This window comes from Alteromonas sp. H39 (genome assembly GCF_047556435.1).
Taxonomy (GTDB): Bacteria; Pseudomonadota; Gammaproteobacteria; order Enterobacterales; family Alteromonadaceae; genus Alteromonas.
Map to the genome: position 1 here is coordinate 2,363,808 of NZ_CP180210.1, position 21,711 is coordinate 2,385,518.

A 21,711-nucleotide genomic window follows, 5' to 3' on the forward strand; every position below is an offset into this window, starting at 1 on the left:
ATTAAACCCGTGAGGTTCCCGCCAGCGGCACAGAGCAAGCCGTGGCGGGAACAAATTCGCAATCAGAACTGAACGTTAATTGAAGACGTGCCAGTGACCTCTGCGTCTATCACCCGCAGAACATCTAGATCTTCATCCCAGCTAACACCAGCGCTTTTATCAACAGCAACAGATTGGCCTCCTACCATAACCGAGGTCGGACGGCGCGGGACACCGTGTAACACCCACTCAAGACGACGGCTGTCCGGCATGCCCTTATAGCGTCCGTCAAACGACGCATCCACAGACAATCGGTTATTATCCAGCTTATGCGTAATCGTCCCTTTGACAACCTCACCCTTTTCAATAGAGTCAACCGCTTTGCCATCGTCTTCATAGTAGATGTATTCGTATGTCTTACCCGGCTCCCCTGCCCAAACATGCATTGAGAGGCGGCTGAAGTCGGCATCCCGTGTAGTTTGTACAGCTTTTGTCATCGGCACTACAGCACCCGCTCTGACCAGTACAGGAAAGGTGGTATCCGTTACCGGGATGGTATTCACTTTACCGCCAGCCACTTCGTTACCCGTAAAAAAGTGATACCAGTTTCCTTCTGGTGTATCTACCTTCCATTCTGTGACGTCCGGTTCAGTTACCGGCGAAATCAGAAACTGCTCGCCCCAGTAGAAACTGTCCTTATTCTCAAACCAGTGACCTTCATGATGATAAAATGACAACGGCCGCACTAGCGGCATCCCCGTCAGGCTGTTTTCGATTGCCATTGAGTAGTTGTAGGGCAGCATTTTGTAACGCAAACGAATGAGTTCTGCGGCCCGGCGCTGTGTTTGTTCATCATGAAATACCGGTTCAGGCGCAATATCTTCCTGCGCATGTGGGCGGAACACCGGCTGAAACACACCGAGCTGCAGCCAGCGCTGATACAATTGGGGATCAAACTCTTCGCCACCAGCAAAGCCGCCCAGGTCGCTGTGAGTATAAGCCAGGCCAAATACACTCATTTGCAGTGCCAGTTCCACCTGTGGTTTCAGTCCTCCCCAGCTGCGGCTGACATCGCCTGTCCAGGGGATCATGCCATAGCGCTGACTGCCTGCAAAGCCACTGCGCATCAGCACAAAAGGCCGTAGTTCTGGTGACAACGACAGACTGTGCTCATATACCATTTTGGCCCACTGGTGGCCATAGGCATTATGCAGGGCGTCGGCGGTATACAGGCGCCCGTTAAACTCGTGCAGTGTATCTGACGGATGTACTTCGGGCTCACCTAAGTCGCCCCACCAGCCTGACACGCCTTGCTGATGCAACTGGGTATAAAAGCCTGAGAACCAGTCTTTACCCGCCTTACTGAATACGTCTACCAGTGCGGTGTTGCCAAAGAAAAAATCAAAGGTTTTAACCTCACCTGCCAGATTACTGGCCAGTGCGCCAGCGGCGACTGCATTCTCAAATTGTGACGAGGTGGTTAGAATAAAAGGCTCTGTAATGACAACGGTTTTAACACCGGAGTTGGCGAAATCTGCCATCATTTTTTCAGGCTCCGGAAAGGCGTTACGATCCCAGCGTAAATTGCCCATGTGTCCTTTGACATCTTTTCCGAACCAGTAAAGATCCAGTACAACCGCATCCAGCGGGATCTCTGCGTCAGCGAATTTTTTTACGACATCACGGGTTTGTGTTTCGTTGCGATAGCCAAAACGTGACGCGAAGTTACCCAGCGCCCAGCGTGGCGGTAACGGTTGCCTGCCCGTTACAGACACCACATTTGTGCTGACATCTGCCAGGTTTTCTCCCAGCGTAACGATGTAGGCGCTGCGACCGGCACGCGCTTCAAACTGCAGTACATCGCTTTCGCTATGCCCGATATCCAGCGTGCCTGCCGCGGAATTATCAAATATCACGGCATAGTTGGCAGACGACATAACCGCAGGCAGCGAATAGTACATTTGGTCAGACTCTGTGGTGTAACCATAGTGAGCCCGGTTGTACAACGGCATGCGCTGACCACGACGGTCCATACCCATTACGCGCTGTCCGCCCCCGAACAGTTTCTCACCGTGTTTGAGCGCAAACCGAAAGCCGCGCAAACTGTCGACATGAAAATAGCCACGCTCTTCATTGATCGTGGGCGTTTTCTGATAAGCAAACGCCAGCGAAAATGGTGCCAGGCGGACCTGAACACTGACGTCTTTATGCTGCACGGTCAGCTGGGTTTCAGACTTATGAATCGTCGGTTCAAGCACACGATAGTTTGCAGGTAGCGCAAACGACGGTAATTGCTGACTAGTCGCCTGGTACACCACTTCAACACTGTCATGCTCAAGCATAGACACCCGTACCTGCTGGCCGTCATCCAGAGTGAAATATACACGGGAATCGCGCACGTCGTAGGTTGCCAGTGAGGCGGCAAAAACGTTTTTGCAAAACCCAATCAGCAGCAATACGCCTATTGCATAGTGAGAAATATTAACGCGCATTGCCTGTCCCCTCATTGCGATCTCCTAGCAGATCAAGCCAGCGAAGCGCCGCTTCCACGTTAGTCTGCCAAAACGCTTCGTTGTGATCCTGTCCGGTTACAACCTCTGAATACAACGCCTCATCCGGATGTTGCTGAGCCTGGTGAAGGTTTACCATGGCAGTCATCCCATCGGTCATCTGCTTACCCTCCTTTTCACCAACAACAAAATACAGTTTGTGCGTCTCCGGCAAAGGATGCGTCTCGGTATAGGTAAAAGACTGCTTGCTAAACCAGAACGATGGGGAGAATATTGCGGCTCTGGAGAACACCTCCGGATATTTGACGATAGCGTAATGGGACATCAGTCCTCCCATCGAGCTTCCCATGATCGCTGTGTCCCGTGCCGACGGCAGCGTACGGAAATGCTTATCGATATGTGGCTTCACGTCGTTAATCAGAAAATCCAGATAGGCATCGCCTTGGGCGCTGCCAAACTCAGGGTTTGTCCACGGGCTTAACTCCCGCATGCGTGATTCACCTCCATGATCGACGGCCACGACAATGGGAACGTGTAGTCCCTGGCTGGCAAGGGTATCCAGAGTTTCATCGACACCCCACTCACCTGCATAGCTGGTGCTTTCGCTAAATACATTTTGTCCATCGTGCATGTAAACCACCGGGTAGCGCGTATCGGACTGCGCGTAGTCCGGCGGGAGATATACCCATACGCGCCGCGGTGTCTCGTCGGGGAAAGTAAAGGCTTCATTCAGTACCTGTACATTCGTTGATACTGTCTCGTCCTCTGCTGTCAGGTAAACGTCCTGCAGACTGGTGTCTTTTGCTGGCACAGTATCCGGCTTGGGTTGACAGGCCCCAAGGCATGTCACTGCAAGTATCGAGGTTGCAGCGCTATTGAAAGTCAGGTTAAAACGCATAAACTTTCGACTCCAGAGGCGCAAGACTTACCGCAACGGTTTGATTAGTCGTATTGAAGACAGCCTGATCGTTTTCTTGCAGTTGATTCGTAAACTGTGTCTCTTCGTTCAGAGACAGTAACTCTGTTGCGTCATCCCCAAAGGAAACCTCAGCGTTGACAGAGTCTGTCGAAAAGTTGCTGATGACAAGCAATCTGCTGCCATTGTGATGACGCACAAACGCTATTTGCTTTTCACTGTATTCACTTTGGTTTTCCAGACTCGCCTGATGCAACGAGAAAAACTCACCCGCCATAGCAGGATGCGTCGCTGACAGGTTCATCACCTTGATGTAAAAGTCCCTCAGCGCTTTCTCTTCAGGGGTCAACTGACCGCCGTCAAATTTACCGTCATTCATCCAGCGCTGATGCGCAGGTACGCCAGCATAATCAAAAATCGTGGTTCGTGTGGGGTCGCCGAAGCCAGTTTCTTCACTGCCGTCTTCACCCACATCCTGTCCAAAGTACAACATGGTCGGTGAGCGGCTGATAAGTGCAGACACCACCAGTGCAGGTTTGCCTTTCGCAGCGCTGCCGGCAAAATCCGGGCTGGCAATACGCTGTTCGTCATGATTTTCCAGAAAGTGCAGCATATTGGGAGCAAAATCACCATGAGATTGCTGGATTGCAATCAGGTCAGAGACCTTTCCGTGCCCCTGCATAATGGCCTTTAACGTATCGTAAAATTCGACTTTGTCGTAAAGGTAATCCATCTTTCCTTTTTTCAGGTAAGCCCGATAAAGATCCGGCTGATAAACTTCGGCCAGCAAAAATGCATCCGGATCCTTCTGCTTTATCGCACTGTTAAGAAACGACCAGAACTCCACGGGTACCATTTCAGCCATGTCATAGCGAAAACCATCTACCCCCTTATCAAGCCAGTAAAACGCAATATCTCTGAACTTGTACCAGGAGTCGGGAAGTGATTTATCCTTCCAGAAGTCGGCATGATCTTGCACACCTTTAGCTGCGAAAGGCTCAGGGAGACGAGGAAAATCGTAACTACCATCGGGTTTTACGCCGTAATTTACTTTTACCGTCTCATACCAGTCATTCTGGTCGGGCCTCGCGGCACGGGCGCCATTACCGGTCCATTTGGCAGGGAACTCATCAAACTTACCATCGGCAAGCGGGTGCTGATCGCCGCCTAATACCTGATAGCCGTTTTTCGCCTCAGGCACACTAAACTTCTCTCCCACCACATAATAAAAATTGTTATCTCTTGCATACTCAACCGATGTATCGTCAGACTCTCCGAAATCCTCAACGCCTTGGGGCGCACTGGTTGATTCATAATGACGTGCGACATGGTTAGGTACGATATCAATAATGACTTTCATTCCATGCGCGTGCGTTCTTTCGATTAACGCCTCAAACTCTTGCAACCGTTTGGCCGGATCATTAGCAAGGTCTGGATTGACGTTGTAATAGTCTTTTACAGCATACGGAGATCCGGCACGGCCCTTTATCACGTCAGGATCGTCCATCGAGATACCGTACTCGGTGTAATCTGCGACAACAGCATGATGCGGTACGCCGGTATACCAGATGTGGGTTGTGCCCAGGGCTTTTATTCCATCCAGTGCGCTATCCGAAAAATCACTGAACTTGCCTACCCCATTTTGCTCCTTTGTGCCCCACGGAACATTGTTGGTGTTGGTATTTCCGAAAAGCCGCGTAAAAACCTGATACACAACCGGTTTTACTGGTTTATCGGAAAGGGGTTGTTCATTGGAAGACGCAGACACTGTGGCGCTCTCCTGTCGTTTTTCAGGTGCCTGAGAGCAGGCAGATAGTGCAACCAGTAAGGTAGCAGACAGGAGCTGTCTGGAATAGTGCGGTGTTTTTTTCATCGGTAAGTAACATCCTGTGCATTCAGATTTACTAAGAATACAGGTTAAAAAGATGTTACTACAATTACATACGTATTCAGCAGGCTGTGGAAAGCGACATGTCACTGATTCCGGCTATCTGAATAGTCAGATAACCACGAATCAGGCTGCCCTGCGCGCCTTGTTATTCTGCGAATGCGACGCCCGATTGTGATAATGAGATAACGCGTGGCCGAATTCAGGCACCCCATCAAGTTCCAGCATGATTTTTCGCTGGAAACGTTTTAATGCGGGTGAAATTTGCTCGACAAGCTCAACAGGTGAAATTTTATAAGCCGCTCTGGTGCCGTGATAATCAACTTCGTTGCCAATGCGGTGGAAATTAATACCAATAAAACGCATGCTTCTCGCCAGCCTCGGCTCCATCATGACATACACATAATCAATATCGCGGATCAGACAGATACTGGTAGCGAAAAAATACAACGCCATAGAGATATAGGGAAAGGAGCGGCTATGATGTTGCTCAAGAAGCGATTTTTTAGGCTTCTGACCCGTAACCGGCGATAATTTGCTGTCGCTTTCACGTCGGCGAAAGCGCTTCGGAATAGCCAGACGCGAAACCTCACAAACACTGTGCCGGGGATGTAGCTTAGGATTTTCACTATCAAGGCGAATCGCGTCAGGACAATTTTTTTCCAGCGGAAGCTGTTGACCCGGATGCGCAGGCATTACCAATCTTATAGTGCCGGCGCAGTCTCCCGTTGCCTGGTGCTTGATATAGCAACTCAGTGAGTAGTCATCAAACTCGTCCGTTTCCAGACCTGACTGCTTGACGGGTTCGTAACCCAATTCCTCGCAATATATCTGATGGCGGGTTTTATAACATACCCGCCTGGTACTTTCGTCAGCGGCTATCACTAATGAAAAGTGCTCAAAGAAATGAGCAGCGATTGCATCAATAGTCTTGTTCATCTTCCGGCGGACCATCGGACGAATGACGTGCGATACTCCGGGCGCATGTTTCACTTTTTTGAATACGTTGATCAGACGGCGTTTCACCAGTACCCCAAGATTTTTGCTGTGTCGTTTACATTTTTTTGAAGCACGATCCATGTGGGTCTGAAACCAGATCTCAGACGATCTCCAAGTCGGACGTTAAACAATGCACGATCTGCTTATTGTTGTAAACCATACGTGTGGATTGAATCTCATACGTTTTACGCAATTTGAGGATCAAATCTGCCAAAAAAAATCATAACTTGTTATGAGCAGTACGATTATTCTGGTCTCGAGAGCGGCGAATAAACGCATTTGTGACGTCGTAACGACTTTTAGCCAGACGGTCATAAAGCAGCACATTTGCCGTTGCGGCAAGATTCATGCAATGGTGCGTTGGGATGTAGACAACATCATCAACGTGCTCAATAAATGCATTACTCAGGCTGCCATCTTCAGGCCCGAACACATAAAACGCATTGTCGGGATGGTGAAAGGCTGGCAGTGGCACCGCATTTTCGACCAGTTCCACAGCGACAACCCGACTCCCTTTCGGTTTGCATTCGAGTAAATCTTCCACGCCAATAGTAGGAATGATTTTATGAAACGCTTTGGTATCAGCATTAAAATCTTTGGCGTATCGATAACGCTGGCCAGTATAAAACACGGCATTGACCCCATAACAGACTGCCGCACGAAGAATGGACGCGACATTAACCGCTGATTTTGGATTGACTAAACCCAGACTGACATGTGACTTCAAAACAAACGCTTCTTTAAAACACGGTATAGATAAATGTTGCCAGTGATGACTGCTGTGTGGCAATCACCAAGGCACCCAGTAACGCCAGCACCACAATGATTGGCAACAGCCATAACTTTTTTCTTACCCGCAAAAATGCCCACAGGTCCTGCATAAATTCTAACATTAGAACGGCTCCTTGAGGTTATTCTTAGCCGGACTGGTATCCCGCGACACCCAGTACGTTGAGGTATCGCGTGAAGGGCGGCGAGTATACTGCAATTTGCCAAGCGACTTCATCAACAATCCGATTGGCACGATCAATAAAAAATACGCCATCGCCATAATAACCCGCGTATTGACGAAGTTAAGGATGCTTGCGATTGCCATCCAGCCTCGGTAAGGCCAGTAAAGTAAGCCTGCCCTGACCAGCGCAAGTGCCAGTAAGACGACAACGGCGGGAATGATCAACAACGGGACTGGCACGTCAAAAGCCCATGGCAAAAGCAGACAAAAGAGTAGCGTTAGCATTAGTGCCATACCCAGACCAAACTGTCGTAGCGCTGGCAGATCAGATTTCGACACGGTAGGTAACCAGAAATTATTCATTAATCTTTCTCAAACGTTGTTTGTTTAGCTTTTTCAACCATGTCACCACGCACTTCTTCTCTGTTAATGACATACGGCCCTATCACCAACATATCCATTTCCGTCGCCAGGAAGCAACGAATAGCATCGTCCGGGCTACACACGGGGGGTTCGCCCCGTACGTTGAAAGAAGTATTAATCACCATTGGCATACCGGTTTGCTCATAAAACGCAGTGATCAGTGCATGAAATTCCGGATGTATTGCGCTATCCACACATTGTACCCGCGCTGTATAGTCGACATGGGTGACTGCCGGAATACAAGAGCGAATACTGTTAACCTTTTCCAGGCCAGATACATTATCGGATACCGTAATCAAGAGCTCGGGCTTCACGGCATTAACTTCCAGCATGTATGGGTTACCGGGGCCGCCGTCAAAGTAAGCAGAGAAATGCTCTGAAAGCACTGCCGGCGCAAAGGGACGAAATGACTCCCGTTGTTTAATTTTTAAATTCATCATTCGCTGTAAGGTCGGGTTCCGGGGATCGCCCAGAATAGAGCGATTTCCCAAGGCTCGAGGACCATACTCCGCACGCCCCTGAAACCAGCCAACAACAAGACCTTGCGAAAGCGCTTGCGACACGATGTGATAAAGCGCATTACGTTCTGGCTGTTGCGCCACAACAGACCAGCGTTTTATTGCCGCTTCTATATCGTGCTGAGAATATTCAGGGCCGAGCATAGCGCCAGACATCTGGTCTAGTTCAGGTTTTGCGGCACTGCCATTTTCCAGATACCAACTTGCCAGCGCCGCTCCTAAAGCTCCGCCAGCATCGCCTGCCGCGGGCTGGATCCAGATATCGTCAAAAATGCCTGCCGCACGTAACTTGCCATTGGCAACGCAGTTAAGGGCCACTCCCCCCGCCAGACACAGTGCAGGAGCGCCGGTTATCTGTCTGGCATGTTTTGCAATCTTCTCAACGACCTCTTCAGTAACCTGCTGAACGGAAGCCGCGAGGTCCATACATCGCTGATCCGGGCTTTTGTCCTGAGGCCAGGGCTCTCCACCAAACAATGCATGAAATGCGCGACTGGTCATTACCGTACCGGTTTCATAATCGAAATACCGCATATCCAGCGCAAAACTGCCATCTTCCTTAACATCAATCAGGTGCTGATAAATTTTATCTACATACACAGCATTACCGTAGGGAGCCAGTCCCATTAGCTTGTACTCGCCGCTATTGACTTTGAAGCCGCAGTAGTAAGTAAACGCGGAGTAAAGCAGGCCTAGTGAATGTGGGAAGTGTATTTCGGCTAATGCCTTAAGTCTTTTTCCTTTTCCCTCCCAAAGCGATGATGTTGCCCACTCTCCCACACCATCAAGACAGACCACTGCTGCATGATCAAAAGGTGAAGGATAGTAAGCGGACGCCGCGTGACTCTGGTGATGTTCCGTGAATCGAAGTTCGGGCAACTGACTTTTATGAAGCCCGGGGGAAAGTGCCAGCAACTCTTTTCGTAACAGTTGTTTTAAATAAAGTTTTTCCTTCAGCCACACCGGCATGGCGCGAAGAAAGCCACCAAAGCCCCTGGGCGCGGTAGCCAAAAAAGTTTCCAGTAAGCGTTCGAATTTAAGTAGCGGCTTATCGTAAAATACCACCGCTTCAATGTCTTCAAGACAACAGCCTGCCTGTGACAGACAATATTGTACCGCGTTCGCAGGAAATCCTGGATCATGCTTTTTGCGGGTAAAGCGTTCTTCCTGCACCGCAGCCAGGATGTGACCGTCTTTCAGGATCGCCGCAGCGCTGTCGTGGTAATAGGCTGAAATCCCAAGTATGAGTGACATGATGGTTGTTATTATTGTGTTAACTCAATGCAATACACGCAGCATACCGTAACCCTTTTTAGAGGAACAGCATTTCGCTTATGCATACGTATCCAGCTTGCCATATATGTAGTAACTGCTTAATGTTGTCATCGTGTTTGTTAATTTTTTGTAGCCATGAAAACCAAGACCGCATCAGTATGGTTTACTCTGATAGCACTACTTCTCCCTGCAGGTTTGTTTCTGCTTATTGAAGTGGCTTTACGCATAGCCGGTTACGGCAACAGCTATCCCGTGTTTGTTCCCGCCAGTGAACCCAGTTACCTGATGCCAAACCCTGCGATGATAAAGCGCTATTTCCACAATGGCGCAACCGCACCAAAAGTAAGCCCAGACACTTATTATTTTCAGGAAAAAAAGCCCGAGAATGAGGTTAGGCTCGTTATGATGGGAGGTTCCACTGCTGCAGGTTTTCCTTATGGTCGCTTCGGTTCTCCCTCAGGGTTACTGGAGGCTCGGCTTCAGCAGGCTTACCCGGACAAAACCATTCGCGTCATTTCCGTCGCCCTGTCCAGCGTGAATTCTTACACGCTTCGCGATATCAGCGAGGACATACTGTCGATTTCTCCAGACGCTGTCCTCATTTACGCAGGACATAATGAGTACCTCGGTGTCATGGGAGTGGGTTCAGTGTATGCCAGCCGCGGGGGACATCTGGCAAATTTGTTATTTCTGAAACTGAAAAACTGGCGAACGTTTCAATTCGCGCAGTCGTTATTTGCATCAGATCCGCCTGACGCAGAACCTGACAGCGCAGACCGGACAATCATGGCAACCATCGCGCAGTCCAGTCAGATAGCGTTTGATTCGGAAATATATCATCTGGGTATCGCGCAGTTTCGCAGCAACCTTGCCGCCGTATTAACCACCTTTAGTGAGGCATACGTTCCCACATTCATCTCTACAATTGCCGCAAACGAAAGTGAGCAACGCCCTTTCCTATCAGTACCCGCCCCGGGAATTGAGGATCTTAACGCGTTTCTTAACACCCCTGATGATAAAAGGATAAAACAAAGACAGGCTGAAACCGCCGTTACGGCTTCGCCCGATTCCGCAGATGCACATTTCGCCCTTGCGACAATGCTCACAGGCACTGACGATAAACGTGCTTACCGTCATTTTGTATATGCCATGGATAACGACCAGTTGCGCTTTCGCGCACCTTCGGTATTCAATGCTGTTATTCGTGATCTCGCCCGGCAACACCAGGCAAGCGTTGTAGAGACACATCAGCTAATGCGCGCCGCCAGTGAGGGCGGTCACATTGGCTATAACCTGATGCTAGAGCACCTGCATCCTAATGAACGAGGTTATTTTCTGCTTGCTAACGCCTTTTACGACGCTTTGCAGGAAAATCATATATTGCCTGCACCTACGATCTCCGTTACTGATAGCGAGGCATGGCTTCAGCGGCCACTGACTCCGGTTGACTCCTTGCTAGGCAAATTAAAAATTGACAGTCTCACCTCAGATTATCCGTTTACTGAGACACCGGCACCGCTAATGCTGCCAGTTGCCAGGGACAAAGAAACCGCATTTGCTATAGAACGTTTCAGAGGTACAGGTTTACTCTCACAACTTCCACAGCTCATCACCTACTATCAGCAACAGGATCGCTGGCAAGATGCCGCTAATGCCGCCACGGCGCTTGCCAGCGCGCTGCCGTTTAATCCGGAAACCGCGCAACTTGCTGCACAAATTACATTGCGAGCTGGCCAACCGGGACGAGCCTGGTTTTTCGCCAGACAAGCCGTCAGCCTTCAGCCTGATGACCTCAGCTATCAACTTACACTGGCAGAGAGCCAGTTTAAGGCTGGCCACACAAAACGAGCTATTACCCAGCTACAAGAGTCTCAGTCACAATTTCCTGATAACCCCAAGCCGGCATATTTTCTGAAACAACTTGGAGTCCGGGAATGACACGCGCACTACGGCGATCTACTCTCTTGCTGATTACCCTGGCCATTCCGGTTGTATTTTTTATCTTGCTGGAGGGAGGTTTACGACTTGCAGGCTTCGGTGGCAAAGCCCCTCTGTTTATTGAAAACCCAGCTCACCCTGATTATTTGCTGCCCAGACCCGACATTCTAAGCCGTTACTTCCCGGACGGGCATGCGCCACGGGTCACCATGGAGCCGAATTTTTTCTTAAAAGAAAAGCCTGCGAATGGTCTGCGGCTGATCGTTCAGGGGGGCTCTACCGCAGCAGGGTTTCCCTATGGGCTGGGGGCCTCTCTGGCCGGCATGCTGGACAACCGTTTACGACAAACCTACCCTCAGCGGGACGTTGAAGTCATAAACACGGCAATGTCTGCCGTAAATAGCTATCTGCTAAAGGACGTAGCATCGGAAATTGCAGAACAATCCCCCGATGCGGTTCTGATTTATGCCGGGCACAACGAGTACCTGGGAATTTTCGGCGTTGGTTCACAGTTTCAGTTTGGTGGCCCGTTGCTTACCAGACTGTATTTGTCTTTGTATTCGCTGGCCACCGTTGATGCGCTTCAGTATCTTATGCTGTCATTCTCCCCGCAACCGGACGACATTCAATCCACATCCCGTACCTTTATGGCACAGGTAGCCAAAAATACCATGATCCCGTTTGATTCCGGGGCGTACCGGCAAGGACTCCGACAATTTGAAGCGAATATGCGCCAGGTTATAGATACTTACCGGCAGGCCGGTATTCCGGTATATATAAGCACCATCGCCAGCAATATTGGCGACCAGCCGCCACTGGGTTTCGGATCACCGGCGGCTGATGAAGCGCTATCGTTATACCAGCGCGGGCGCCAGGCTATGGCATCAGAAAATTACCCAGCTGCCCGTCAGTATTTGTCTAAGGCGAAGGATATTGACCCGCTGCGCTTTCGCGCACCGGATGATATTAACGCGATCATCAGAAAGCTATCCAGCCAACCCGGTGTGGTACTTGTAGATACGCTGTCAGTGATGGAGTCCAGAACCCAAAGCAACATTATTGGCAACTCGCTGATGCTGGAGCACCTGCACCCTAACCTGCCGGGTTATTTTCTGATTGCCGAGAGCTTTTATAATGCGCTACTCGATTATCCGCTGGCCGCAGAGCCTGAGTCGGTAACGACCGCAGAGGCCTGGCGAAACCGTCCGGTAACCGCTGCTGAAGAATATTATGGGTACGCACAGATACAGGCGCTAAAATCTGATTTTCCATTCCGCCCTTCCCCTGTTCCTGTGATGTTGTCTGAGCCTGCGGACTGGCAGCAACAGCTGGGCAAAGCCTACTTTGAAAAACGTCTGGACTGGTTGGAAATGATGCGGCAATTACGCACAGGTTTTGCCAAACGACAGGATCTTCACCTGGAAATGAAAGCGGCAGCCCTTATTGCCCAAGCCTTGCCTCATGATCCACTTAGTAATGAGCAGGCCGGTGACTTACTGTATAAGGCGAGGCGAGATGCCGAGGCACTATATTTTTATCAACGGGCAAAGCGTGCCGGTAGCGCGACCAGTAACCTTGATACTCGCATGGCGATGCTTAAGGATAGACTAACTAAAAAATAAAAAAATGAGAGAGGTAGGCCACTGCAACCACAGGGGAAGCAGTCAACTGCCTCTTACTTACACTGGGAACTATCATGATACGATACTCGTTGCTTGCACTTTGTACCGGAGTCGCACTTCCTTCGTTTTCTCCACTTGTTCAGTCAGCAGATAAGCCATTTGACGGGCCGTCACCGTGGATGGACATTCGCCAGCAACGTATGCAAACTCTGCTTCCTTCTGCCATGTCGCGTGCAAAAGTCAGTCACTGGCTAATTGTTTGCCGGGAAAATGACAACGACCCCATTGCTGCGCATGTCGGCTGCGAGAATGCCGGAGGTACTGCGGTAGTTGTGTTTTCGAAACAGGCTGAACGCGTAAATTCGAGAATGTTTTCTCCTGTCAGCGAATCAACGGCAGTGAAAGAGCTGGGTATTTTTGACGAAGTGATTGATGTAGAACGTACCGACTCAGCGATTGAGGTAGCCGCAGATTGGTTAAACCAGCAAGAGGTTAGCGCGCTTGCAATCAATTCTTTTAGCGGCAATCCGCAGGCCGACGGCCTGAGTCACTCCCAGTATCTGGCATTGAAGGAGACGTTAGCCCCAAAGATGGCAACCCGCCTGACTGCTGCTGAGCCGGTGATATACGAATGGCTTTCCCGGAAGCTTCCCTCAGAAGTGGATATTATGGCGAAAGCAGCCACCATAACGTCTAACTGGCAATACGAAGCCTATCAGACCGTCATTCCGGGCAAAACCACAGATAAAGATATCGCTGATTTTCTGAAAAAGAGAATTGCTGATGCGGGTGTTCAGGACGGCTGGGCGCCGGATCAGAACCCGGCAGTAAACTCGGGGCCAGACCGTGGTCACTCTCATCCTACAGACCGTATCATTCAGCCTGGCGATGTGATTCAGATTGATTTTGGAATTCGTGTTTTTGATCGATGGGTAACCGATATTCAGCGCTTTGCTTATGTACTCAAACCCGGCGAAACCAAAGCGCCGGCTAACATCCAGCATGCCTGGGACAGCGCCATTGCAGGCAGTCGCGCCGCGTTTGAGGCAATGCAGCCCGGTGTCACGGGTAATCATGTACATGAAGCCCAGCGCGTCGTCATGGAGCGGGAGGGCTCACTTCCGGTTATGTGGAGCACGGGCCATCCCGTCGGATATGTAGCCCACGACACCGGGCCGAACCTGGGTGTAAGAAGCACATCTTCCAAATACCTTGACGACGGCATGACGTTTGCGTTTGATGGCTTTTACAGCTGGTATTATCCAGGCAGTAATGAACAGCAAACCAAGACCATTTCCGTAGAAGAAATGGTGGTGATCACCGAGGATGGCGCACGGTATTTAACGCCACCACAAAGCGAGCTGATACTGATCTCAACAGAGGAGTAGCTGCGGTATAATAGAAAAATGCCACGCTATGTAGCGTGGCATTTTATCCAGCAGCACCATCCGGAGGACGCGTATTTGCTGCTCCCACAGGCCCCCATGCTTCAGCACGGGCTCCCAGCAGATGCGCGGCCCGGCTTGGCAATGCCTTCATAGGGAGCACTGTTCGACATGCAGCCTCCTGGCTAACGGCATCACTACTTTTACCCGAGCAATTCTCCGACCTGCTCTCTGACCTTGTCGGATAAAGCATGTGCCGATACTAATGCCGAAGCGGCCTCAATGTCTGGGGCAAAGTAGCGATCTTTGTCGTAAAACGCCACCGCGCTTCGTAGCAGGCTATGCGACTGCATTAATGGTTTACTGGTTGTAAGAGGGTGGCGAAAATCCACGCCCTGCGCCGCAGCCAGCCATTCAATCGCTAAGATACCGGCCACATTTTCAAAGATGTCTTTCAAACGCCGGCCGGCAAAGGTAGCCATCGATACATGATCTTCCTGGTTCGCTGACGTAGGTAACGAGTCGATTGAGGCTGGATGCGCCAGGGTTTTGTTTTCGCTGGCAAGTGCGGCGCAGGTCACCTGCGCAATCATAAACCCCGAATTAACGCCACCATTGTCTACCAGAAACGGCGGTAGCCCGCTAAGGTTTGAATCAATAAGCAGTGCCATACGCCGCTCTGAGAGCGAACCTATCTCAGAGAGTGCGATAGCAATCATATCTGCCGCCATTGCAACCGCTTCAGCATGGAAATTGCCGCCAGAAAGAATGTCCTGCGAATCGGCAAATACCAGCGGGTTGTCAGACACGCCATTCGCTTCCGTTTCCAGCGTCTGTGCAGCATATCGCAGTTGTTGCAGACAGGCACCGAGTACCTGTGGCTGACAGCGTAATGAGTAGGGATCCTGCACTTTTTCACAGCCTTCATGGGAGTGACCAATGTCGGATTCATCCAGCAACGTTCGGAAACAGGCAGCAATATCCGACTGCGCCTGATGGCCACGCACCGCGTGGATGCGCGCATCAAACGGAACCCGAGAGCCTAATGCCGCTTCAACGCTTAGCGAGCCTATTGCCAGACTGCTATAAAGGGCATTTTCTGCATAAAACAGCCCCTCTAACGCAAACGCGGTTGACGCCTGAGTGCCGTTAAGAAGTGCCAGCCCTTCTTTTGGTGCAAGTGCAACAGGTTCCAACCCAGCTTTTTTTAACCCGTCAGAAGCAGGACGGCGTTCTCCACCGATGAACACTTCGCCTTCGCCCAGCAACACAGCGCTCATGTGAGCAAGCGGAGCAAGGTCGCCAGATGCCCCGACCGAGCCTTTTTGCGGAATGGCTGGCCAAATCTGCGCGTTGTAAAGTGTGATAAGGGCCTCAATGACTTCCAGTCTGATGCCGGAGAAGCCCCGTGATAATGAGTTTATTTTCAGCAGCATAAGCAGGCGAACCGTCGATTCCTGCATAAACGCACCGATCCCGGCCGCATGGGACAGCACGATGCTGCGCTGTAATAATTCAAGTTCGTCCTCTGCAATCCGTGTGTTCGCCAGCAGACCAAATCCGGTATTGATGCCATACACGGTGCGACCCGCTTTCAGCACGTCGGTTACGGTTTGCTGTGACGCGTGGATAGCATCAAACGCATCCTCAGCCAGCGCGATAGGCTGATGCTGACGAAAACATGCGCGGCAGTCATCAAGCGATAATTGTCCAGGTTTTAAGGTGAATACCGAGGCCATCAGTTTTCCTCCTTATTTACCATGGGCAGGTCCAGGTTATGTTTTTTGGCACAATCAATGGCGAGCTGGTAGCCCGCGTCTGCATGACGCATTACGCCGGTGGCCGGATCGTTATGTAATACTCTGGCAATTCGTTTGTCAGCCTCTTCGCTACCATCACACACAATGACAACGCCAGAATGCTGACTAAATCCCATGCCTACACCGCCACCGTGATGCAGTGACACCCAGGTTGCGCCGCCAGCGGTATTGAGCATCGCGTTTAACAATGGCCAGTCTGATACGGCATCAGACCCGTCCATCATCGCTTCAGTTTCGCGGTTAGGCGATGCCACTGAACCGGAATCCAGGTGATCCCGGCCTATCACCACAGGTGCGCTTAACTCGCCATTTCTGACCATCTCGTTAAAGGCCAGCCCCAGCTTTTGTCGCTCACCCAGGCCAACCCAGCAAATGCGTGCGGGTAAGCCCTGAAATGAAATGCGTTCGCGGGCCATATCAAGCCAGTTGTGCAGATGCGGATTATCAGGGATAAGCGATTTTACTTTTTCATCAGTTTTATAGATATCCTGCGGATCGCCAGATAAGGCCGCCCAGCGAAAAGGCCCGATCCCCTGACAAAACAGCGGACGAATATAGGCAGGTACAAAGCCGGGAAAATCAAAGGCATTGTTAATGCCCTCCTCAAGTGCCATCTGGCGAATGTTGTTGCCATAATCGAGTGTAGCAGCCCCTTTTTGCTGAAATCCCAGCATGGCAGAAACCTGCAGCGCCATAGAGGCTTTAGCAGCCCTGACCACGCCCGCCTCATCACTTTCACGCATGGATTTCGCCTGTGCCAGAGTCCAGCCTTTGGGCAGATAGCCATTTAGCGGATCATGGGCACTGGTTTGGTCTGTCACCACATCGGGAATGACGCCTTGCGCCAGCATCTCCGGAAACACCTCAGCGGCATTGCCCAGCAGCCCGACGGATACCGGTTTGCCCGCTTTTTCGGCCTCTTTAATCATCGCCAAAGCTTCATCAATAGACGTGGCCTTTTTGTCTACGTAGCCGGTACGCAGACGAAAATCGATACGGGACTCATCGACTTCCACTGCAATCATCGAAAACCCCGCCATTGTCGCTGCCAGCGGCTGCGCACCGCCCATGCCGCCCAAGCCACCGGTCAGGATCCAGCGCCCTTCTGCCTTTCCATCGAAATGGGCTTTGGCCACGCTGACGAAGGTTTCATAGGTGCCCTGTACGATCCCCTGTGAACCAATATAGATCCATGAGCCAGCCGTCATCTGGCCATACATCATTAATCCTTTGCGGTCGAGCTCATTGAAATGTTCCCAGTTGGCCCAATGCGGCACCAGATTGGAGTTGGCAATAAGAACGCGGGGCGCATTTTCGTGGGTCGGGAATATGCCGACAGGCTTTCCTGACTGGACAAGTAGCGTTTCATCATCGCGCAGGCGCTTAAGCGCCTCAACGATAGCGTCGTACGCATCCCAGTCACGGGCGGCACGGCCAATTCCACCATAAACCACCAGCGACTCCGGATGTTCAGCCACTTCCGGATCCAGGTTATTCATTAACATTCTCAGCGGGGCTTCAGTAAGCCAGCTTTTCGCGTTTAACTTGCTTCCCCGCGGTGCGCTGATGCGACGGGTGTCATCATGTCTGTTCAAAACAGTTTCTCCTTATTGAGTTTGGGTAAAATCCAGATGTCCACCCAAACGGTATCGTTCTCCGGGGTGCGTGAGCGTAGCCACGCTTACAATGCCCCGGGCGCTGTAGGTTCGCCGGTTAATTTGCAGGCAGGGAGAGGACGGCGGGATCTGAAGCTTTTCTGCCGTGTCAGTATCAGGTAGCACGGCCGATACCACGTGGTCGGCCTCAGTCAATGGGGCAACCTGATTTAGATAGTAATTGGGTGTCATAGTGGTGAAGTCCTGCTTCAGGTAATCCGGCGCCCAATGCGGATTTACCCACCGGCTCTCCAGTTGCACTGGCAACGTGTTTTCGTAATGAATAAGAGAGGAAAAATACACCGGGCTGGCCTGCCTGACTCCCAGCCAGCGACTTTCAGATGACGTCGCTACCCGTTGTTCCTTGATAACTATGCGACATTTATAGTCATGCCCGCGGGCGAGAATTTCGTCTTTAATGCCTTTGATTGTCAGCATCGAACTCATTGGCCGACTGTCGGCAACAAACGTTCCTACACCCTGCGTTCTTGCGAGGATCCCTTCAGCGACCAGTTCAGACAATGCGCGACGTGCAGTCATGCGGCTCACTTCAAAGCGCAGTGCCAATTGATTTTCCGACTCCACCTGATCCCCGGGGGCCAGACGTCCGTGCTCAATATCGTCAACCAACGCAGATTTAATGGCGATAAAACGGGGTTGCATATGTCAGCTCCCAGTGATGAATTGGCAACACTGTACCTTTAACAACTTGTATATACAAGTATAGCCAAGTAGACTAAAAACACATAAGCGAACCCGGAGGGATCGATGAATAATCTGCTAATCCGTAATGCCCGGATTGCCTCAATGCAAAGAGGCAGCAAAAGCCCATTTGGCTTGCTCGAAGATACCGATATCAGAGTGGCTGACGGTATCATTCAGGAAATTGGAAGCGATCTTCGTGCAAAGCCAAACGACACCGTGCTTGAAGCCAATGGCCACTGGTGCCTTCCGGGGTTCGTAGATTGTCACACCCACCTGGTTTATGGCGGCGATCGTTCTGAAGAATTCAGACAGCGTCTTGATGGCGTCAGCTACGAAGAAATCAGCCGTCAGGGAGGAGGAATCAAAAGCACTGTCCGCGCTACCAGAAGCACGTCAGCAAAGGCCTTAACGATACAAACCTTACGACGCGCCAGGCGCTTACTAGAGGAAGGCGTTACTACGCTGGAAATTAAATCCGGGTACGGGCTGGATGAAGACACAGAGCTGAAAATGCTTGAGGTTGCCGATGTCGTTGCAGATACGCTTGATATCAGCGTGATAAAAACATTCCTGGGGGCGCATTCAATGCCACCGGATGCCGGCATGAATGCCGACGAGTATATTGATTTTGTTTGCCAGGTGATGATACCGAAAGTGGCAAAAGAAAAGCGTGCAGATGCGGTTGATGTGTTTTGCGAAACCGTTGGTTTTTCTCTGGAACAGACCCGCCGTGTTTTTGAGGCCGCGCGAGATGCCGGGCTGCCAGTAAAAGGTCATGTTGAACAATTAAGTGACAGCAAAGGCGCTGTGCTTGCCTGCGAATTTAATGCCCTCTCTGTTGAGCATATCGAATACCTGCAGGAGAGCGACGTCGCCACGCTAGCAACAGCCGGCACTGTCGCGGTACTTCTACCGGGAGCCTATTATTACTTAAAAGAAACGCAAAAGCCGCCCGTTAAGGCATTGCGTGAAGCCGGCGTAGATATGGCAGTTGCCACTGACATGAATCCAGGTACCTCGCCCATAGCCTCACTACTGACCTGCGCGAATATGGCTAGTCTGTTTTTTGGGCTCACTGTTGAAGAAGCACTTAAAGGCATTACCGTTAATGGTGCCAGAGCGTTAGGTCTTGAAGATCGTGGTGAAATTGCCCCCGGCAAACGTGCCGACCTTACCCTGTGGGATATGCCCTCCCCGGCCTCTCTGATTTATGAGTTAAATGGTTACCGCCCCCATACCGTCATTGCCGGAGGTAAGCATGTCGCATAGCGCTCTATGGACCGGCAGAACCGACTCTGAGGACGGTACCGCGGGCTTTCGCTGGCATCAGGTTGTCCGCCCATCCAGTGCGGTGCACGACATCAGTAAAGGCGATACCGTTATACTCGGGTATCCTAACGACAGTGGTGTTCTGGCCAACAAAGGTCGGGTGGGTGCTGCAGGCGGCCCCAATGTGCTTCGTCAAGCAATGGCCAACCTGCCCTGGCAGTTAACAGGCCAGCTCTGGGACAAAGGCGATAGTGACGTGGCAGACAGCCTGGACGAAACACAAAGTAATTTCGCCTCGCAGGTTTCAGAATTGCTCCAGCGAGGTACCACTGTACTTGGTTTGGGCGGCGGTCATGATATAGCCTGGGCGAGTTGGCAAGGCCTTCACCATGCAGCCCCTGCTAAGCGAATAGGTATTATCAATCTGGATGCACATCTGGATCTGCGCTGCTGCACTGAAGTGACATCGTCAGGCACACCTTTCAGACAAATTGCCGAATACAGCATTGCACGGAATATCCCTTTTCACTATTGCTGTTTAGGCGTCTCAGAAGCTTCAAATACGCAGGCGCTGTTCAGTTATGCCGAAAAGTCCGGCACAACGGTATTGCCGGACTATGCCTTTACCGAAACCGCGGCGTTGGCAAGTATTTCCCCAATGTTAGGTAACATTGATTCCCTGTACGTGACCATTTGTATGGATGCGTTCCCCGCATCCGCTGCACCAGGGGTCAGCGCGCCTGCAGCAATCGGTATTGAACCCGCTGCAGTGATCCGTTTTTTCAGGAAACTCAGTGAAGTTGTCAGAGAACACAACATAGACTGGGCACTTAGCGATATTGCAGAACTCAATCCGACTTATGATCAGAGTGGCAAGACTGCACGCCTGGCGGCCAGAATGGCATTTGAGCTCACTCTGGCGATGCAAGGCAGCCAACATCGTGTATAGATAATCTGGATCAGGCGGCCTTTTGTTTCAAAACGCCCAGAGCGCGACGGGCGGCATTCACGCCGTTTCGATAACCCAGCGCCAACTTAACCTTGTCCATCGTCAGCCGCTTTACTTTGAACGCGGCATCAGGGGCAATAACGGTGAGTTTGCAATCCTTTGGCGGGTTGCGCAGAAACGCCAGCGTCTCGTTGTAAACGTCAGGTCTGCGAACCAATGCCTGCAACAGCATGGGCTGATTACCGTACAGTTTTTCCATTAACCAGCCGGCTTTCACTGTGGGCTTACTGAAGCCGAGGGGCTGTGACAGGATCACGGTAATATCCCGCGCCCCCATCTCATACGCTTTTCGCACTGGAATTGCATCAGCAACACCACCATCGGTATAGCGACTATCTCCAATTTTGGGCTGATCACGATAGGCTGTGGGAATTGCACAAGAGGCGACCATCAATTCATCGATGTTAGCGGCTGTCACGCGAGGGTATTCGCATTCACCAGTATCCACATTGGTAACGCCTACATACAACGGAATGTCACTTTTTGGCGACGCACAACATTGGGGAAGCGATTCCTTACATTGGTGCCACAGCCAGTGAACATCGGTCATGTGCCCGCCCTTAATAAACCGCAGCGGACTGAAAAATTCTTTTTTGGTTGCGTAATCTGTGATGATTGTTTTACTTAAACCCGGTGTTCGCGTTACGTAAGTAGACAGGTTAGTTGCGCCTGCTGACACACCGATGGCAAAATCAAAGTCATAATGTTTTTTCGCCATAAACGTATCCAGTACGCCCGCAGCGAAAATACCGCGCATGGCGCCACCTTCTACAACCAGTGCTTTTTTCATGACATCTCTCCTTCTGGCCATGTACTTTTTACTTATCGTAAAACCCCAGTTAAGGGCT

General features: G+C 50.9%; 17 protein-coding genes. 5 read left to right on the forward strand and 12 right to left on the reverse strand.

Going from position 1 to position 21,711, the window contains the following annotated elements:
- Nucleotides 1–62: 62 nt before the first annotated feature.
- From ACLBLI_RS10445 to ACLBLI_RS10480, 8 genes are all read right to left on the reverse strand, one after another.
- Nucleotides 63–2,471 carry a TIM-barrel domain-containing protein gene (locus ACLBLI_RS10445; RefSeq protein WP_414827562.1) on the reverse strand — a complete coding sequence of 803 codons (2,409 nt, stop codon included), beginning with the start codon at nucleotides 2,469–2,471 and terminating at the stop codon, nucleotides 63–65.
- Nucleotides 2,461–3,387, reverse strand: a complete 927-nt coding sequence (locus ACLBLI_RS10450; RefSeq protein ID WP_414827563.1) for an alpha/beta hydrolase — start codon at nucleotides 3,385–3,387, stop codon at nucleotides 2,461–2,463. Before ACLBLI_RS10450 ends, ACLBLI_RS10445 begins: the two co-directional genes overlap by 11 nt.
- Nucleotides 3,377–5,278 carry an alpha-amylase family glycosyl hydrolase gene (locus ACLBLI_RS10455; protein ID WP_414827564.1) on the reverse strand — a complete coding sequence of 634 codons (1,902 nt, stop codon included), beginning with the start codon at nucleotides 5,276–5,278 and terminating at the stop codon, nucleotides 3,377–3,379. Before ACLBLI_RS10455 ends, ACLBLI_RS10450 begins: the two co-directional genes overlap by 11 nt.
- Nucleotides 5,279–5,419: 141 nt before the next feature.
- Complete coding sequence (locus ACLBLI_RS10460) at nucleotides 5,420–6,319, reverse strand: PEP-CTERM/exosortase system-associated acyltransferase (RefSeq protein ID WP_414827565.1); 900 nt, start codon at nucleotides 6,317–6,319, stop codon at nucleotides 5,420–5,422.
- A 193-nt stretch (nucleotides 6,320–6,512) separates the two neighbouring features.
- Nucleotides 6,513–7,019: an RNA methyltransferase gene (locus tag ACLBLI_RS10465; protein ID WP_414827566.1), complete on the reverse strand. Its 507-nt coding sequence runs from the start codon at nucleotides 7,017–7,019 to the stop codon at nucleotides 6,513–6,515.
- A 13-nt stretch (nucleotides 7,020–7,032) separates the two neighbouring features.
- Nucleotides 7,033–7,185, reverse strand: a complete 153-nt coding sequence (locus tag ACLBLI_RS10470; protein WP_414827567.1) for a DUF5989 family protein — start codon at nucleotides 7,183–7,185, stop codon at nucleotides 7,033–7,035.
- On the reverse strand, nucleotides 7,185–7,607 hold the full coding sequence (locus tag ACLBLI_RS10475; RefSeq protein WP_414827568.1) for an SxtJ family membrane protein: 423 nt from the start codon (nucleotides 7,605–7,607) through the stop codon (nucleotides 7,185–7,187). Before ACLBLI_RS10475 ends, ACLBLI_RS10470 begins: the two co-directional genes overlap by 1 nt.
- Nucleotides 7,607–9,439: a carbamoyltransferase gene (locus tag ACLBLI_RS10480; protein WP_414827569.1), complete on the reverse strand. Its 1,833-nt coding sequence runs from the start codon at nucleotides 9,437–9,439 to the stop codon at nucleotides 7,607–7,609. Before ACLBLI_RS10480 ends, ACLBLI_RS10475 begins: the two co-directional genes overlap by 1 nt.
- 156 nt (nucleotides 9,440–9,595) lie before the next feature.
- On the opposite strand from ACLBLI_RS10480, the gene ACLBLI_RS10485 reads away from it, so the two are divergent.
- The 3 genes from ACLBLI_RS10485 (at nucleotide 9,596) to ACLBLI_RS10495 (ending at nucleotide 14,408) form a co-directional block, all read left to right on the forward strand.
- Complete coding sequence (locus tag ACLBLI_RS10485; RefSeq protein WP_414827570.1) at nucleotides 9,596–11,398, forward strand: CDC27 family protein; 1,803 nt, start codon at nucleotides 9,596–9,598, stop codon at nucleotides 11,396–11,398.
- Nucleotides 11,395–13,020 carry an SGNH/GDSL hydrolase family protein gene (locus ACLBLI_RS10490; protein WP_414827571.1) on the forward strand — a complete coding sequence of 542 codons (1,626 nt, stop codon included), beginning with the start codon at nucleotides 11,395–11,397 and terminating at the stop codon, nucleotides 13,018–13,020. Before ACLBLI_RS10485 ends, ACLBLI_RS10490 begins: the two co-directional genes overlap by 4 nt.
- Before the next feature lie 74 nt (nucleotides 13,021–13,094).
- Nucleotides 13,095–14,408 (forward strand): M24 family metallopeptidase, encoded by a 1,314-nt coding sequence (locus tag ACLBLI_RS10495; protein WP_414827572.1) that lies wholly within the window; start codon nucleotides 13,095–13,097, stop codon nucleotides 14,406–14,408.
- A gap of 200 nt (nucleotides 14,409–14,608) precedes the next feature.
- On the opposite strand, the gene hutH is transcribed toward ACLBLI_RS10495, so the two are convergent.
- The 3 genes from hutH to hutC are packed head-to-tail and all read right to left on the reverse strand — an operon-like array spanning nucleotide 14,609 to nucleotide 18,543.
- Nucleotides 14,609–16,144, reverse strand: coding sequence for a histidine ammonia-lyase (gene hutH, locus ACLBLI_RS10500; protein ID WP_414827573.1), 1,536 nt, complete (start codon nucleotides 16,142–16,144; stop codon nucleotides 14,609–14,611).
- Nucleotides 16,144–17,820 carry a urocanate hydratase gene (gene hutU / locus ACLBLI_RS10505; RefSeq protein ID WP_414827574.1) on the reverse strand — a complete coding sequence of 559 codons (1,677 nt, stop codon included), beginning with the start codon at nucleotides 17,818–17,820 and terminating at the stop codon, nucleotides 16,144–16,146. Before hutU ends, hutH begins: the two co-directional genes overlap by 1 nt.
- 12 nt (nucleotides 17,821–17,832) lie before the next feature.
- The gene (hutC, locus tag ACLBLI_RS10510; RefSeq protein ID WP_414827575.1) at nucleotides 17,833–18,543 is read right to left on the reverse strand and encodes a histidine utilization repressor; all 711 of its coding nucleotides are present in this window, start codon (nucleotides 18,541–18,543) and stop codon (nucleotides 17,833–17,835) included.
- A gap of 105 nt (nucleotides 18,544–18,648) precedes the next feature.
- Between hutC and hutI the strand changes: the two genes are divergently transcribed.
- Nucleotides 18,649–19,854, forward strand: coding sequence for an imidazolonepropionase (gene hutI / locus ACLBLI_RS10515; RefSeq protein WP_414827576.1), 1,206 nt, complete (start codon nucleotides 18,649–18,651; stop codon nucleotides 19,852–19,854).
- Complete coding sequence (gene hutG, locus ACLBLI_RS10520; RefSeq protein ID WP_414827577.1) at nucleotides 19,844–20,803, forward strand: formimidoylglutamase; 960 nt, start codon at nucleotides 19,844–19,846, stop codon at nucleotides 20,801–20,803. Before hutI ends, hutG begins: the two co-directional genes overlap by 11 nt.
- 10 nt (nucleotides 20,804–20,813) lie before the next feature.
- On the opposite strand, the gene ACLBLI_RS10525 is transcribed toward hutG, so the two are convergent.
- Nucleotides 20,814–21,653 (reverse strand): patatin-like phospholipase family protein, encoded by an 840-nt coding sequence (locus tag ACLBLI_RS10525; RefSeq protein ID WP_414827578.1) that lies wholly within the window; start codon nucleotides 21,651–21,653, stop codon nucleotides 20,814–20,816.
- Nucleotides 21,654–21,711 lie beyond the last annotated feature (58 nt).

Excerpts from the sequence above, each read along its gene's own strand:
- ACLBLI_RS10490 (WP_414827571.1), top strand. The coding sequence starts at position 11,395 with ATGACACGCGCACTACGGCGATCTACTCTCTTGCTGATTACCCTGGCC.
- ACLBLI_RS10525 (WP_414827578.1), bottom strand. The coding sequence starts at position 21,653 with ATGAAAAAAGCACTGGTTGTAGAAGGTGGCGCCATGCGCGGTATTTTC.
- hutH (WP_414827573.1), bottom strand. The coding sequence starts at position 16,144 with ATGGCCTCGGTATTCACCTTAAAACCTGGACAATTATCGCTTGATGAC.
- ACLBLI_RS10485 (WP_414827570.1), top strand. The coding sequence starts at position 9,596 with ATGAAAACCAAGACCGCATCAGTATGGTTTACTCTGATAGCACTACTT.
- hutI (WP_414827576.1), top strand. The coding sequence starts at position 18,649 with ATGAATAATCTGCTAATCCGTAATGCCCGGATTGCCTCAATGCAAAGA.
- ACLBLI_RS10475 (WP_414827568.1), bottom strand. The coding sequence starts at position 7,607 with ATGAATAATTTCTGGTTACCTACCGTGTCGAAATCTGATCTGCCAGCG.
- hutG (WP_414827577.1), top strand. The coding sequence starts at position 19,844 with ATGTCGCATAGCGCTCTATGGACCGGCAGAACCGACTCTGAGGACGGT.
- ACLBLI_RS10445 (WP_414827562.1), bottom strand. The coding sequence starts at position 2,471 with ATGCGCGTTAATATTTCTCACTATGCAATAGGCGTATTGCTGCTGATT.
- ACLBLI_RS10450 (WP_414827563.1), bottom strand. The coding sequence starts at position 3,387 with ATGCGTTTTAACCTGACTTTCAATAGCGCTGCAACCTCGATACTTGCA.
- ACLBLI_RS10495 (WP_414827572.1), top strand. The coding sequence starts at position 13,095 with ATGATACGATACTCGTTGCTTGCACTTTGTACCGGAGTCGCACTTCCT.
- ACLBLI_RS10455 (WP_414827564.1), bottom strand. The coding sequence starts at position 5,278 with ATGAAAAAAACACCGCACTATTCCAGACAGCTCCTGTCTGCTACCTTA.
- hutC (WP_414827575.1), bottom strand. The coding sequence starts at position 18,543 with ATGCAACCCCGTTTTATCGCCATTAAATCTGCGTTGGTTGACGATATT.
- ACLBLI_RS10470 (WP_414827567.1), bottom strand. The coding sequence starts at position 7,185 with ATGTTAGAATTTATGCAGGACCTGTGGGCATTTTTGCGGGTAAGAAAA.
- ACLBLI_RS10480 (WP_414827569.1), bottom strand. The coding sequence starts at position 9,439 with ATGTCACTCATACTTGGGATTTCAGCCTATTACCACGACAGCGCTGCG.